The sequence below is a fragment of the Olsenella uli genome (assembly GCF_016900775.1).
GTDB lineage: Bacteria > Actinomycetota > Coriobacteriia > Coriobacteriales > Atopobiaceae > Thermophilibacter > Thermophilibacter uli_A.
On the sequence record NZ_JACJKN010000001.1, the window covers coordinates 202,146 to 214,888 of the forward strand.

The 12,743-nt window shown below is 67.9% G+C and carries 12 protein-coding genes; 7 read left to right on the forward strand and 5 right to left on the reverse strand.

Annotated elements, in window-relative coordinates:
• Nucleotides 1-179 precede the first annotated feature (179 nt).
• Nucleotides 180-1,673 carry a polysaccharide deacetylase family protein gene (locus H6A23_RS00915; protein ID WP_204830316.1) on the forward strand — a complete coding sequence of 498 codons (1,494 nt, stop codon included), beginning with the start codon at nt 180-182 and terminating at the stop codon, nt 1,671-1,673.
• A 115-nt stretch (nt 1,674-1,788) separates the two neighbouring features.
• Here H6A23_RS00915 and pyrE read toward each other — a convergent pair whose 3' ends face one another.
• Complete coding sequence (pyrE, locus tag H6A23_RS00920) at nt 1,789-2,451, reverse strand: orotate phosphoribosyltransferase (protein WP_204830317.1); 663 nt, start codon at nt 2,449-2,451, stop codon at nt 1,789-1,791.
• Nucleotides 2,452-2,492: 41 nt separating this feature from the next.
• Nucleotides 2,493-3,866 carry an ATP-binding protein gene (locus H6A23_RS00925; RefSeq protein WP_204830318.1) on the reverse strand — a complete coding sequence of 458 codons (1,374 nt, stop codon included), beginning with the start codon at nt 3,864-3,866 and terminating at the stop codon, nt 2,493-2,495.
• Between the two features lie 214 nt (nt 3,867-4,080).
• On the opposite strand from H6A23_RS00925, the gene asnS reads away from it, so the two are divergent.
• Together asnS and H6A23_RS00935 are read left to right on the forward strand one after the other, a co-directional pair.
• Complete coding sequence (gene asnS, locus H6A23_RS00930) at nt 4,081-5,484, forward strand: asparagine--tRNA ligase (protein ID WP_204830319.1); 1,404 nt, start codon at nt 4,081-4,083, stop codon at nt 5,482-5,484.
• Nucleotides 5,485-5,578: 94 nt separating this feature from the next.
• Entirely contained in the window at nt 5,579-6,766 is a 1,188-nt protein-coding gene (locus tag H6A23_RS00935) for a CapA family protein (protein WP_204830320.1), read from the forward strand.
• 43 nt (nt 6,767-6,809) lie between these two features.
• On the opposite strand, the gene glpK is transcribed toward H6A23_RS00935, so the two are convergent.
• Complete coding sequence (gene glpK, locus H6A23_RS00940; protein ID WP_204830321.1) at nt 6,810-8,306, reverse strand: glycerol kinase GlpK; 1,497 nt, start codon at nt 8,304-8,306, stop codon at nt 6,810-6,812.
• A 147-nt stretch (nt 8,307-8,453) separates the two neighbouring features.
• Between glpK and H6A23_RS00945 the strand changes: the two genes are divergently transcribed.
• The 4 genes from H6A23_RS00945 (at nt 8,454) to H6A23_RS00960 (ending at nt 11,608) form a co-directional block, all read left to right on the forward strand.
• Nucleotides 8,454-8,708: a hypothetical protein gene (locus H6A23_RS00945; RefSeq protein ID WP_204830322.1), complete on the forward strand. Its 255-nt coding sequence runs from the start codon at nt 8,454-8,456 to the stop codon at nt 8,706-8,708.
• Between the two features lie 106 nt (nt 8,709-8,814).
• Entirely contained in the window at nt 8,815-9,432 is a 618-nt protein-coding gene (locus H6A23_RS00950) for a TetR/AcrR family transcriptional regulator (protein ID WP_204830323.1), read from the forward strand.
• A 138-nt stretch (nt 9,433-9,570) separates the two neighbouring features.
• Nucleotides 9,571-10,503 carry a hypothetical protein gene (locus H6A23_RS00955; protein WP_204830324.1) on the forward strand — a complete coding sequence of 311 codons (933 nt, stop codon included), beginning with the start codon at nt 9,571-9,573 and terminating at the stop codon, nt 10,501-10,503.
• A gap of 136 nt (nt 10,504-10,639) precedes the next feature.
• Nucleotides 10,640-11,608 (forward strand): type I phosphomannose isomerase catalytic subunit, encoded by a 969-nt coding sequence (locus tag H6A23_RS00960; RefSeq protein WP_204830325.1) that lies wholly within the window; start codon nt 10,640-10,642, stop codon nt 11,606-11,608.
• Nucleotides 11,609-11,712: 104 nt separating this feature from the next.
• Here the strand turns inward: H6A23_RS00960 and mscL are convergent, their stop codons facing one another.
• Entirely contained in the window at nt 11,713-12,189 is a 477-nt protein-coding gene (mscL, locus tag H6A23_RS00965) for a large conductance mechanosensitive channel protein MscL (protein ID WP_167930388.1), read from the reverse strand.
• A 63-nt stretch (nt 12,190-12,252) separates the two neighbouring features.
• Nucleotides 12,253-12,726 (reverse strand): D-aminoacyl-tRNA deacylase, encoded by a 474-nt coding sequence (dtd, locus tag H6A23_RS00970; RefSeq protein ID WP_204830326.1) that lies wholly within the window; start codon nt 12,724-12,726, stop codon nt 12,253-12,255.
• Nucleotides 12,727-12,743: the final 17 nt, after the last annotated feature.

Below are 12,743 nucleotides of genomic sequence, written 5' to 3' on the forward strand. Positions count from 1 at the left end.
CGCCGGGCGTTGAGGGCCGAGAATCGAATGTGTAAATTGTCGTGCACCTCTGGTTGCATGACGGTTCCGTCACGGTTGCCCGCCGTGCGAACTGGTACCCTTGAACGTGCGCGGAGCCGCGTCGCGAGCGGTAAACACAACAAAGAGTCGAAACCTTCCCCGCGCAGACGGATGGCACCATGACCAGCAGAAACAACGCCCAGCGCCCGCACCCCCGCACGCGGGGCGCGCAGGCATCAAATTCCCACATGCGCCCCATCGACCTTTCGGGGGCGGCGCCCACACATGCGGCGGGCGCCCCGCGCGATGCGCGGCCCCATGCCCGAACGACCCGCCAGGCCGGCCACGAGCGGCGCGGCCATCAGGAGGCCCCGGCCCCGCAGGGCGGGATCGGCCCCTCCCGGCAGCCCGAGCCCGACTGGCAGGCGCCTGTCCCGCGGCAGCGCGCCCCGCGCAGCCGCTACAAGAAGCGGCGCGAGGGGAGGGGCGTCACCATCGTGGCCCTTCTCGTCGTCGTGGCGATCGTGGGCGGCGGCGTGTGGCTGTGGCTCAACCGGACGGTCAACGTGAGCATCAACGGCGAGCGCGCCGACGTTCGCGTGGGGTCCACGCTCGAGGAGATCGTGAAGAGCGAGGAGCTCTCGCCCAAGCCGGGCAACCTCGTCTCCGTGAGCGGGAACGTCATCACGGAGGGTGGCGGCGACGCGTTCTCGGCCACGGTCAACGGCGCGCAGCTGGACGCCGCCGGCCGCGACGCGTTCCGCGCGGAGGGCAACGAGGAGATCACCTTCGGGGACGGCGCGGACGTGACCGAGGCCTCGCACGAGGAGGAGCGTGAGATCCAGCCCCTGCTCGAGCCGCCCGACTCGGTGGGCTCGGTGACCTTTGTCTCCCAGTATGGCAAGACGGGCAGGCAGAAGTTCGTGGTTGGCGACACCTCGGGAGAGTCGGTTCCCGGAGACGTCGTCGAGCCCGCGCAGAACGTGAAGCTCATGAGCATCAACCCGAAGGCGGACGACGGCCACAAGCTCATCGCGCTCACCTTCGATGACGGCCCGAGCAAGTACACCCAGCAATACCTCGACATCCTCACGGAGCACGGCATCCACGCCACGTTCTTCTGCCTCGGCTCCGCGGCGGCCAACAACCCCGACCTCGTCAAGGCGATCAAGGACCAGGGCTCGCAGGTCGCGTCCCACACCATGAACCACCAGCAGCTCACGGCCGTCGATCAGACGACGCTGCAGTCGGAGATCACGGAGGCGTTCTCCGCCATCTCCGGCGCGGGCGGCGGGGACACCTCGGTCATCCGCCCGCCCTACGGCTCCTTTGACACGTCGACGTGGCTGGCCTCGGGCGGCACGCTCTCGGCCTCGGTGATCTGGAACCTGGACAGCCTGGACTGGGAGCTGCCCGGGGCGGACGCCATCGTGAACAACTGCACGAGCGGCGCCTTTTCCGGCAGCATCATCCTCATGCACGACGGTGGCGGCAACCGCGACCAGGACCTCGAGGCGCTGCCCCGCATCATCGAGCAGCTCCAGGGAGAGGGCTACGAGTTCGTGACCGTGGCGGAGCTCATGGCGTCCGACAGCCGCATCCCCGCCGAGGTGGCCGCCGGCAACGCTCACATCCCCGAGGGCTATACCTGGGCGACGGAGCTCGCTGAGTAGGGCATTTGGGGGCGGGCTTTCCCTCTCAGAGAGTTTGGGACAGGCCGGGGGCCATTATTGCGCCCCCGGCCTGTCCCAAACTCTCTGAGAGGGAAAGCCCGCCCCCAAATGCCGGCTACTTCACGCCGTACTGCTCGTAGTAGGCGTCGATTGCGGCCTTGAGCTCGGGCGTGATGACGGTGCCGTCGAGGGCCTCCACGACGTCTGCCATGGAGACGATGCTCGCCACGGGGAAGCCGTACTTCTCCTGGATTTCCTGCTGGGCGGTCACCTTGCCGCCCTTGCCGACCTCCATGCGGTTGAGGCTCACGATGAGGCCCTTGACCTCCACGTCGGCGGCGCCGGTGACCTTGGGGTAGGTCTCGTCGATGGACTTGCCCGAGGTGGTCACGTCCTCGATCATGACCACGCGGTCGCCGTCGGCGAGCTTGGTGCCGAGCAGGCCGCCCTTGTCGGCGCCGTGGTCCTTCTCCTCCTTGCGGTCGGAGCAGTAGCGGACCTCCTTGCCGTAGAGCTCGTGGAGGGCGATCGCGGTGGTCACGGCCAGCGGGATGCCCTTGTACGCCGGCCCGAAGAGCACGTCGAAGTCCAAGCCGAAGTTGTCGTTGATGGCGTGCGCGTAGTACTCGCCCAGGCGCTTGAGCTGGGAGCCCGTCACGTAGGCGCCCGCGTTCATGAAGAACGGGGACTTGCGGCCGCTCTTGAGGGTGAAGTCGCCGAACTTCAGGACGTTTGCCTCCACCATGAAGTCGATGAACTCGCGCTTGTAGGCTTCCATGTGTGCTCCTTCCGGGGGCGTTCCGTGTGCGTAGCTCGATTTTACTTATCCGAGGAGGTCACGTTGCCCGAGAGAAGCCACTTCCACGCGGGTGTCTGCGTGATGCGGCCCGCCTCTGACTCATACGTTTTCTCGGGGCCGTTTCCCACAACGATGATGCCCTCGTCAAGGTGTGACTCCCTCATCGCTTCCCAGAGCGCACGCGTCTCCCTCTCCACGGTCTCCGGCTCGTCCATGCGCTCCGTGACTTGAATGAGCCGGTATGGGGCGCCGTCGAGAACGTCTCCAACGACGAAGTCTATTTCGTAGCCGTGCTCGCGGGTGCGAAGCGTGGAGATGGTCCCCTCGCGCGCCGACGGATTTTGCCTGCGCAGCTCAAGGTAGACGGCATCCTCTAGTCTCTGGCCTCGGTCGCTTGCTCCTGCCCTGCTGCTGGCGAGCGCAAGCCCGGGGTCTATTGCATAGATTTTGGGCTGTGAGGTCGTGGTCTCGGAGAGCGAGCGCGAGAACTCCTTCACCTGAAAGAGAAGGTACGCCTCCTCGAAGTACGAGACGAGTCCCGCAAGGTACCCCCGTCCCGTGAAGAGGCCTGCCGAGCGCAGGTCGTTCTCGATCTTTCTTACCGAGAGCTGCCGGGCGTTGAGCCCGAGGAGCCTTGTTGCCAGGGCTGATGCGACGCGCAGCCGGGACAGATTGTGGCGCTCCACCACGTCTTTGGCGACGACTCGCTGGGCGTATGACTGGAGCAGCGCGTTTGCCCTCGGTCGGGGCAGGTCCTGGACGGCGGGGAATCCCCCCTTGTCAAGGTATGCGTCGAGAAGCGCCTGGAGCTGCGCCTGGTGCGACGGTGCATGGACAGGGTCGCCCCGACGTGCAGCAAGCGAGGGTTCGAGCGAGACGACCTCGCCAAAGGAGAAGGGAAGTAGCTCAAAGTCGAGCGCGCGCCCACGAAACTCCGTGGAGATCTCCCTTGAAAGCATCTTGGAGGACGATCCCGTCACATAGATGGTCGCGCGCGTGGTGTCGACGATGCGGCGAAGCCATCTGCCCCAGCCATCCATCTCCTGAAGCTCGTCAAGAAAGAGATAGAGGCCCTCCTCGGGGGACGTTTCTGGATTGAGGTAGCGAAACGCCTCGAGGAGGTCGTCTCCCGTGCCCGGAGTCACGGGACCCAATCGATCGTCATCAAAGTTGAAGTAGCAGATGCGCCTCTGGGGGACGCCGGAGCTGATGAGAGCGTCCATCTCCTGAAAGAGCCGGTAGGACTTGCCCGAACGGCGCATGCCCGTGACAACCTTGACAAGGTTGCCTGCGCGCGGGACGAGGGGCTCGCCAAGGTCGAGGTCGCGCGGCACGATGGGTCGATAGAGGTCGAGGGAGAACTCTTTGAGGATGGCCGCAATAGTTTCGTTCATGGCTTGCTCTCCAAAACTGGTAACTTTATATTACTAATAATAACAAAACTGGTAATTCGATATGACCAGTTCTTCGAAAATTGGTAATGCAAAATAGCCAGATTGATTCCACGGTTCTTTTCCGCCCCCCAAGCGCTGTGAGCGCCGTCTAGCTCGTTGCGCTAGAGTGAGACCGGCATATCGAGAAGAACCTCGTCTCGCAAAAGGAGTACCCGTGGAACGCACCCACATCTCTCAGCTCTTCGCCGACATGGACGAGCTCGGCGGAACCACCGTCACCGTGGCCGGCTGGGTCCGCTCGGTCCGCGACATGAAGAACTTCGGCTTCGTGATGCTGAACGACGGCTCGTGCTTCAAGGACCTGCAGGTCGTCATGAACCGCGAGAAGCTCGCCAACTACGACGAGATCGCGGCCACGGGCGTGGGCTCGGCGCTCAGCGTCACCGGCGAGCTCGTGCTCACGCCGGACCGCCCGCAGCCCTTCGAGCTCCAGGCGGCCGAGATTCGCGTGGAGGGCGCCTCCGCGCCGGACTACCCCATGCAGAAGAAGCGCCAGACCCGCGAGTTCCTGCGCACCCAGCAGCACCTGCGCAGCCGCACCAACCTCTTCCGCGCCGTGTTCCGCGTGCGCTCCGTGGCGGCGTTCGCGATCCACCGCTTCTTCCAGGAGCGCGGCTTCGTCTACGTGAACACGCCGATCATCACCACCTCCGACGCCGAGGGCGCCGGCGAGATGTTCCGCGTGACCACGCTCGACGTGGAGAACCCGCCGCGCACCGAGTCCGGCGCCATCGACTGGTCCCAGGACTTCTTCGGACACGCCGCCAACCTCACCGTCTCGGGCCAGCTCCAGGCCGAGAACTTCGCGCTCTCGTTTGGCGACGTCTACACCTTTGGCCCCACCTTCCGCGCCGAGAACTCCAACACCCGTCGTCACGCCGCCGAGTTCTGGATGGTCGAGCCGGAGATGGCCTTCTGCGACCTCGCGGGCGACATGGCCTGCGTGGAGGACATGCTCAAGTACGTGATCAACTACGTTATGGACGCGTGCCCCGACGAGATGGAGTTCTTCAACAAGTTCGTGGACAAGGGCCTCGTCGAGCGCCTCACCCACGTGGCCACCTCGGACTTTGCGCACGTCACCTACACGGAGGCGATCGAGATCCTGCAGCAGGCTGCCGCCTCCGGCCACGTCTTTGAGTTCCCGGTGGAGTGGGGGTGCGACCTGCAGACCGAGCACGAGCGCTACCTCACCGAGGAGCACTTCCGTCGCCCGACCTTCGTGACGGACTACCCCGCTGCGATCAAGGCCTTCTACATGCGCCTGAACGACGACGGCAGGACCGTGGCCGCCGTGGACTGTCTCGTGCCGGGCATCGGCGAGATCGTGGGCGGCTCGCAGCGCGAGGACCGTTTCGACGTGCTCGAGCGGCGCATCTCCGAGCTCGGCATGGAGCCCGAGCAGTACAAGTACTACCTCGACCTGCGCCGCTACGGCGGCTGCGAGCACGCGGGCTTTGGTCTGGGCTTCGAGCGCATGGTGATGTACCTCACCGGCGTGGACAACATCCGCGACGTCATCCCGCACCCGCGCACCGTGGGCAACGCCGACTTCTAAACGGTGACAGGGGGACGGAGGCATTGTCGCCGCTCCGTCCCCCTGTCACGCTCGCGTCGGCTATCCTAGGGGCAACCTGACCCGAGGAGCAGTCATGTCCGAGCGTCGCGCCCCCTTCGCAGAACGCCCCCTCACCCGTCGCGGGTTTCTCGCCGCGTCGGTGGCGGGCGCCGGCATGCTCGCGGGCTGCTCCGCGACGCCCGACGCGCCGCGGGCAGACGAGCTGCGCCCCGCGCAGACCATCCTCGACGACCCCGCGCCCGCGCCCGAGCGCTCCGAGGTCACCATCCTCATGGTGGGCGACGTCCTCGTGCACGAGGGCGTCTGGAAGAGCGGCGAGCGCGAGGACGGCACGCGCGACTACGAGCACCTCTTCGCGCACGTCGCGGATGCCGTGGCGAGGGCGGACGTGGCGATCGTGGACCAGGAGACCATCCTCGGCGGGACGGCGCTTGGGCTCTCCAGCTACCCGACCTTCAACAGCCCGCAGGAGATCGGCGCCGCGGAGGCGGCCGCCGGCTTTGACGTGGTGCTCCACGCCAACAACCACGCCCTCGACAAGGGCATGGCGGGCATCGAGGCCGAGCTTGCGTTCTGGCGCGCGGAGCATCCCGAGGTGGCGGTCACGGGCATGGCGGACAGCGAGGAGGCGGCGGCCGAGATCCCCCTCCTCGAGCGGGGCGACCGGCGCATCGCCGTGCTCGCCTACACGTACGGCACGAACGGCATCCCGCTGCCGGCCGACGCGCCCTGGGCGGTGAGGATGCTCGATGACGCGCGGGTCGAGCGCGACTTCGCGCTGGCGCGGGAGCGCGGCGCGGACGCCGTCGTGGTCTGCCCCCACTGGGGGACGGAGTACGCGGCGGGCCCGGACGAGGGGCAGCGCCGCTGGGCGGAGCGCTTCGTGGAGCTGGGGGCGGACGTCATCCTGGGCTGTCACCCGCATGTCCTGCAGCCGGTCGAGGAGCTCGCCGCCCCGGACGGGCGCGCGGTGCCCGTGTTCTGGTCCCTGGGGAACTTCGTCTCCGGGCAGGCGCGCAAGGACACCATGGTGGGAGGCCTCGCGCAGGTGACGCTTGCCTTCGAGGGCGACGAGCGACGCGTGGCGTCGTGGCAGCTCACGCCGCTCGTGACGCACCGCGCCTCGGGGACGGACTACACCACGTACCCCCTTGCCGACTACACCGAGGAGCTCGCGGCGGCCAACCACATCCGCACGGTGTCCGGGCAGACGGACTTCTCGTACCAGTGGTGCGTCGACTTCTGCGCCAACCGCCTGTGATTTGAGGACGGGTTATCTCTGTCCGAAATAGCCCGTCCCCAAATCACAGAACGCGTCTCACGGCGTCGTGCCAGCCGGCGAGGAGGGCGTCGACCCGCGTGGGGTCCATCTGCCGGCGGAAGGTGTCGTCCGCAGCCCGGAGGCCGCGCAGCTCGTCCGTGCCGCCCCAGAAGCCCGTGGCGAGCCCGGCGAGAAACGCGGCACCGAGCGCGGTGGTCTCGGTGTTGGCGGGACGGCGCAGCTCGCAGCCAAGAAGGTCAGCCTGGAACTGCATGAGAAAGTCGTTTGCCGAGGCGCCCCCGTCCACGTTGAGGACGGAGAGCGGCCCTCCCGCGTCCGCCGCCATGGCGTCCGCGAGGTCGCGGATCTGGTAGGCGAGCGCCTCCAGCGCCGCCCGTGCCAGGTGGGCCCGGCTCGTCCCGCGCGTGAGTCCGAGGATGGCGCCGCGCGCCTCGGGCTGCCACCAGGGCGCCCCGAGCCCCGTGAAGGCGGGGACCACGTAGACGCCGCCCGTGTCCGGCACGCTTCTCGCCAGCGCCTCGGTCTCGGCGGCCGTCTGGACGATGCCCAGCTCGTCGCGCAGCCACTGGATGAGCGCGCCGGCCACGAAGACCGAGCCCTCGAGGGCGTACTGCGTGCCCGGGGCCTCGGGCGCCGCCGCGGCGATGGTGGTCACGAGGCCGTGCTCGCTTGCGCGCGGCACGCCGCCGGTGTTGAGGAGCATGAAGCAGCCGGTCCCGTAGGTGTTCTTGGCCTGGCCGGGCTCAAAGCAGCACTGGCCGAAGAGGGCCGCCTGCTGGTCGCCGGCCACGCCCGCGATGGGGATGCCCGCCGGCAGCCCCGGGTAGCTTGTCTCGCCGAAGGGGCCGGAGCTGGGGCGCACCTCGGGCAGCATGCACGCGGGGATGTCAAAGAGCGCGAGCAGCTCCTCGTCCCAGCGCCCCTCGTGGATGTTGTAGAGCATCGTGCGACATGCGTTGGTGGGGTCGGTCGCGTGGACGCGCCCGCCGGTGAGCGTCCAGACGAGCCAGGCGTCCACGGTCCCAAAGAGCAGCTCGCCCTCCTGCGCCCGCTCCCGCGCGCCCGGCACGTGGTCCAGAATCCACGCGATCTTGCTTGCCGAGAAGTACGGGTCGGGGAGCAGCCCGGTCTTCTCACGTACCAGCGTGCGCACCTCGGGCGTGCCGCAGACGCGCTCGACCATCTCCGCCGTGCGGCGGCACTGCCAGACGATGGCGTTGGACACCGGGACGCCCGTCGAGCGGTCCCACACGATCGTGGTCTCACGCTGGTTGTCGATGCCGATGGCGTTGATGTCCCGGGCGGTGAGGCCGTGGCGCACCACGAGCTCGGAGAGCGTGCCCAGCTGGGAGAAGACGATCTCCTGCGGGTTGTGCTCCACCCAGCCGGGACGGGGGTAGGTCTGCTGGAACGTCCGCTGGGCGACGTCCACCATGCGTCCCGCGCGGTCGACGAGCACCGCGCGCGAGGACGTGGTCCCCTGGTCGAGCGCGATGACGTAGCTCCCGTCCCTGTTCATGCCGGCTCCTCCCCACGGTGCCCCCAAGTATCCACCACTCCCGCGAACCGCGGCCCCGCTGCCCGCTGACCGACCGAGCGCGACCGCTCGCGTTGCGCTACCATTCCGAGAGACAAATCCGCCGCGACGCCGCCCGAGGAGGACCCGATGGGATTTCGCTGCGCCGACTGCGTGTTCGGCTCGTTCGCCTATCACGAGCGCTCGGGGCTGTACCAGGGCGTGTGCAGCCGCGGCTACACCCTGACCAACCCGCACGTCCACACGAGTCCCGAGGACCACTTCGCCCAGGACCCGCGTGAGCTCGTCCCCACGGTGGACCCCTTCGGCGAGGAGTACCTGCGCACCTCCTACGTGTGCGAGCGCTTCGAGCGGCCGGGCGCGTCCCACGACGCCCGCCGATAGCCTGCGGACGGTAGCGCCATCCCCCTTTCCCGCCAGAGCCGGGTTGTCGGATAATCGTGCTCACGAAAACCGGCCGGACTCGTTTATCGGGGAAACGGGGGCTGCCATGACACGGGAGCGAGAAGAGCGTGAGGTCGCGGGCACGAGGGAGAACCTCGTCAGGGCGGCCCTGCAGGAGTTTGCGACGAGGGGCTATGACGGGTCGTCCGTGCGGGGGATCTGCGCCGCGGCGGGGGTGACCACGGGCGCCCTCTACTTCTTCTTCAAGAACAAGGAGAACCTCTTTCGGGAGGTGATCGCGCCCGTCATGGGACCGCTTGAGGACCTCATCTGGAGCGTGGGGTCCGAGCGGGCGAGCGCCTACGCCCTCGGGAACGCCGCGTCCGAGTCGGGGCTCCCGGACCGCGCGCGCCGCTTCCTCGAGCTCTGCGAGGAGCGCAGCGACGTGGTGGCCGTGCTCGAGAAGAACCGCGCGAGCTCCGTCATGGAGAAGGTGCGCGCGGAGCATGTCGTCGCCCTTGCGCAGACCATCCGCTCCTTCCTGCGCGCGAGCGGCAAGCCGGAGGTCGCGGAGGACGACTTCGTGGTGGGCTGGCTGGCCAACGTCGCCCTGCGCTCGATCATCGTGGTGGTCGAGCGCAGCGACAGCCTGGAGGACGCGCTCCGGCACCTGCGCACCGTCTCGGGGTTCATCTCGGCGGGCGTGCTCTCCCTGCGGTGCTGAGGCGCATGGCCGCCCCCGACGAGGGCGGCCATGCGCCCCGTCCGCCGGACGTCGCCGCGGAGTTGCTGCGAAGCGTCGCGCGATGCGGTAGCCTTCAGAGTGGGTTCAGTTTCTGACCAAACGGGACAAGGAGGCGCCATGCGGCGTACGAGAATCGGCATCCTGGCAATCGCGGCGGCACTTGCGGCGTCGCTCGGGGCCTGCGGCGGCGGGTCGGGCGGCGTGGACATTCCGTCGCTCGAGTCCCTCAAGGAGGGGTTCGTCGGCACGTGGGAGATCGAGTCGGCTACGTCCACGGACGGCGACATCACCGCCGAGGACATCGACGCGATGAACGAGCTGGGGATGAACGTGACGGTTGACCTCGGCGATGACGGGACGATGCTCATCGACGTCTTTGGCGACCAGACCACGGGTACGTGGGAGATCAAGGACGAGGACACCCTCACGCTCTCCATCGAGGACGAGCCGCTCGACGCGCCGGTCGCGGACGGCACGCTCACGCTCTCCTACGAGGGCCAGACCATGACCTTCGAGAAGGCCGACGACGAGCCCAATATGGACCGCGACCCCTCTGAGAACTCGGGCGGCGTCGAGGGCATGGAGGACGAGCTGGAGGACCAGCTCGAGGACGTCGATGACGTCTCGGACGTGGGCTCGGACATGGAGGAGCTCTTCTCCCCGGAGTCCGACCTCGCGATGACCGCGTACGCTGAGGGCGTTACCGTGGACGCGCCGCTCGACATCACGGTGGCCGACGACGAGACCGCGCTCATCAAGGTCACGGGCGTCGGGACCGACTACGAGGGCGACACGGGCTACCTCGTGACCGTGGAGAACCGCACGGGCGCGAACTTCGTGGCCATGAACTTCGAGACCGCCGTCGACGGCCAGTACGTGGACGACTACGCCACGCTCGTGAGGCCCGTCCCGGCGGGGGAGAGCAGGGCGGCGTTCTTCTTCTTCGACGCGAGCGCCGTGAGCGTCTCGGCGGACTCCTCCTGCACCGCCACGATCATGCTCTTCGACGAGTCGCTCAATCCCGTGGGGATGTACGACCTCGCCATCTAGGGCGTCTTGCGCCCCGGGGGCCGATGCGGCCGACGGGGCGGTTGACCTCGTCGTTCCAGGCAGCGGCAGGGTATGATAGGGCCGGGGCGCCTCCGTGGCGTCCCGGCCCAGACGTGAGCGCAGAAACGGGGGAACCATGCCAGACACCACGAGAGACCTCATCTTCCCGACGCCGATCTTCCACGAGAAGATCTGGGGCGGTCGCAAGCTGGCCGAGGACTTCGGCTATGAGATTCCCGACGGCCCCATCGGCGAGTGCTGGGCCATCAGCGCCCATCCCAACGGCGATTGCGTGGTCAGCGGGGGCGCCTGGGACGGCAGGCACCTCTCCGAGCTCTGGGACCAGCATCGCGAGCTCTTTGGCAACGAGCCCGGCGATCGCTTCCCGCTGCTCGTCAAGATCATCGACGCCAAGGACAACCTCTCCGTGCAGGTGCACCCCGACGACGCCTACGCCGCCGAGCACGAGAACGGCAGCCTCGGCAAGCGCGAGTGCTGGTACGTGCTCGCCGCGGACCCGGGCACCCAGATTGTCATCGGCCAGCGCGCGCACGACCGCGCCGAGCTCGCGGGCATGATCGACGAGGGTCGCTGGGACGACATGCTCAACCTCGTGCCCTGCCACGTGGGCGACTTCTTCCCCATCGAGCCGGGCACCGTGCACGCCATCCAGGGCGGCACGCTCATCCTGGAGACCCAGCAGTCCTCCGACGTCACCTACCGCGTCTATGACTACGACCGCGTGGGCGACGACGGCAAGCCGCGCGAGCTGCACATCCAGCAGAGCCTCGACGTGGTGGACTACGCGGCCGAGGCCCCTGCGTCCGGAGAGGTCACGGCGCCCGAGGTCGACGGCGTGACCGAGCTCATGGAGTGCCCCAACTTCGTCGTGGACCGCGTCCGCGTGTCTGGCGAGAAGGACGTGGCCGAGGACTGGCCGTTCCTGTGCGTGAGCGTGATCGAGGGCTCCGGCACCGTGTGCGCGGCCGAGGCCGGCGTCACCCACAAGATCGCCCGGGGTGCGCACTTCCTGGCCCCCGCCGGCTGCGGCACGCTGTCCTTCGTGGGCGACATGACCCTCGTGACCTCCCACCTGCCGAAGTAGGCCCGCGACTCCTGACAAAGGTGACAGGGGAAACTGTCAGAAGCGCCGTCCGGCGGGATGCCGGGCGGCGCTCATGACAAACGACCCTGACACCTTTGTCAGGTTTAGGCCTCGATCTTCTCGCCGCAGTGCGGGCAGCGGGTGGCGCCGGCCTTGACCTCCTCGAGGCAGTAGGGACAGTGCGGGGCGGCGGCCTCCTCGGCAGCCTCCTCGTCGGCCTCCTTCTTGGCCAGGGCGTCCATCTTCTCGCGCATGGTGTTCAGGGCCTTGACCAGGCAGAAGACCACGAAGGCGATGATCAGGAAGTTGATCACGGCCGAGATGAAGGCGCCGAGGTCGATGAACTGGTCGGTGCCGGGGACGGCCCAGCGCAGGCCGTTGATGACCTCCGTGGCGCCGTCGGAGGCGCCGCCGGTGATGGTGCTCGTGGAGGTGGTCACGAGGGTGATCAGCGGGTTGATGAGGTTGCTCACGAGCGAGTTGACGATGGCGGTGAACGCGCCGCCGACGATGATACCGACGGCCATGTCCATCACGTTGCCGCGGGCGATGAACTCCTTGAACTCGTCGACGATCTTCATGCGGGAACCTTTCTGCCTGGGGATAAAATCCGAGAGATTGTAGCAGGGTGCCCCAAGGTCGCATCAACCCTGTGTTGAGCCCCAGCCCAGCTCATCGGTATCGAGCAGGACCGTGAAGGGCCCGTCGTTCACCAGGCTCACGCGCATGTCCGCCCCAAAGACGCCGCGGCTCACGCGCTCCGCGCCGAGCTGCTCCTCCGCGAGGGCGCAGAAGCGCTCGTACAGGCGCTCGGCGAGCTCGGGGCCGGCCGCGCCCGTGAACGAGGGGCGGTTGCCGCGCCGCGCGTCGGCGTAGAGGGTGAACTGGCTCACCACGAGCACGGCGCCTCCGGTGTCCACGAGCGAGCGGTTGGTCTTGCCCGCGTCGTCCGCGCAGATGCGCAGCGCGGCGACCTTGCGCCACAGCCGCTCGGCCAGCGCCTCGTCATCGCCGGGCGCGATGCCCAGCAGTATGAGGTAGCCTGTGCCGCAGCTGCCCACCACGGCGCCGCCCACCTCCACGGATGCCCGCTCAACGCGCTGTATGAGTGCCCTCATGCGCCCCTCCCGTCGTC

Excerpts from the sequence above, each read along its gene's own strand:
- H6A23_RS00960 (WP_204830325.1), top strand. The coding sequence starts at position 10,640 with ATGCCAGACACCACGAGAGACCTCATCTTCCCGACGCCGATCTTCCAC.
- H6A23_RS00950 (WP_204830323.1), top strand. The coding sequence starts at position 8,815 with ATGACACGGGAGCGAGAAGAGCGTGAGGTCGCGGGCACGAGGGAGAAC.
- pyrE (WP_204830317.1), bottom strand. The coding sequence starts at position 2,451 with ATGGAAGCCTACAAGCGCGAGTTCATCGACTTCATGGTGGAGGCAAAC.
- H6A23_RS00935 (WP_204830320.1), top strand. The coding sequence starts at position 5,579 with ATGTCCGAGCGTCGCGCCCCCTTCGCAGAACGCCCCCTCACCCGTCGC.
- H6A23_RS00925 (WP_204830318.1), bottom strand. The coding sequence starts at position 3,866 with ATGAACGAAACTATTGCGGCCATCCTCAAAGAGTTCTCCCTCGACCTC.
- H6A23_RS00915 (WP_204830316.1), top strand. The coding sequence starts at position 180 with ATGACCAGCAGAAACAACGCCCAGCGCCCGCACCCCCGCACGCGGGGC.
- H6A23_RS00945 (WP_204830322.1), top strand. The coding sequence starts at position 8,454 with ATGGGATTTCGCTGCGCCGACTGCGTGTTCGGCTCGTTCGCCTATCAC.
- mscL (WP_167930388.1), bottom strand. The coding sequence starts at position 12,189 with ATGAAGATCGTCGACGAGTTCAAGGAGTTCATCGCCCGCGGCAACGTG.
- H6A23_RS00955 (WP_204830324.1), top strand. The coding sequence starts at position 9,571 with ATGCGGCGTACGAGAATCGGCATCCTGGCAATCGCGGCGGCACTTGCG.
- dtd (WP_204830326.1), bottom strand. The coding sequence starts at position 12,726 with ATGAGGGCACTCATACAGCGCGTTGAGCGGGCATCCGTGGAGGTGGGC.
- glpK (WP_204830321.1), bottom strand. The coding sequence starts at position 8,306 with ATGAACAGGGACGGGAGCTACGTCATCGCGCTCGACCAGGGGACCACG.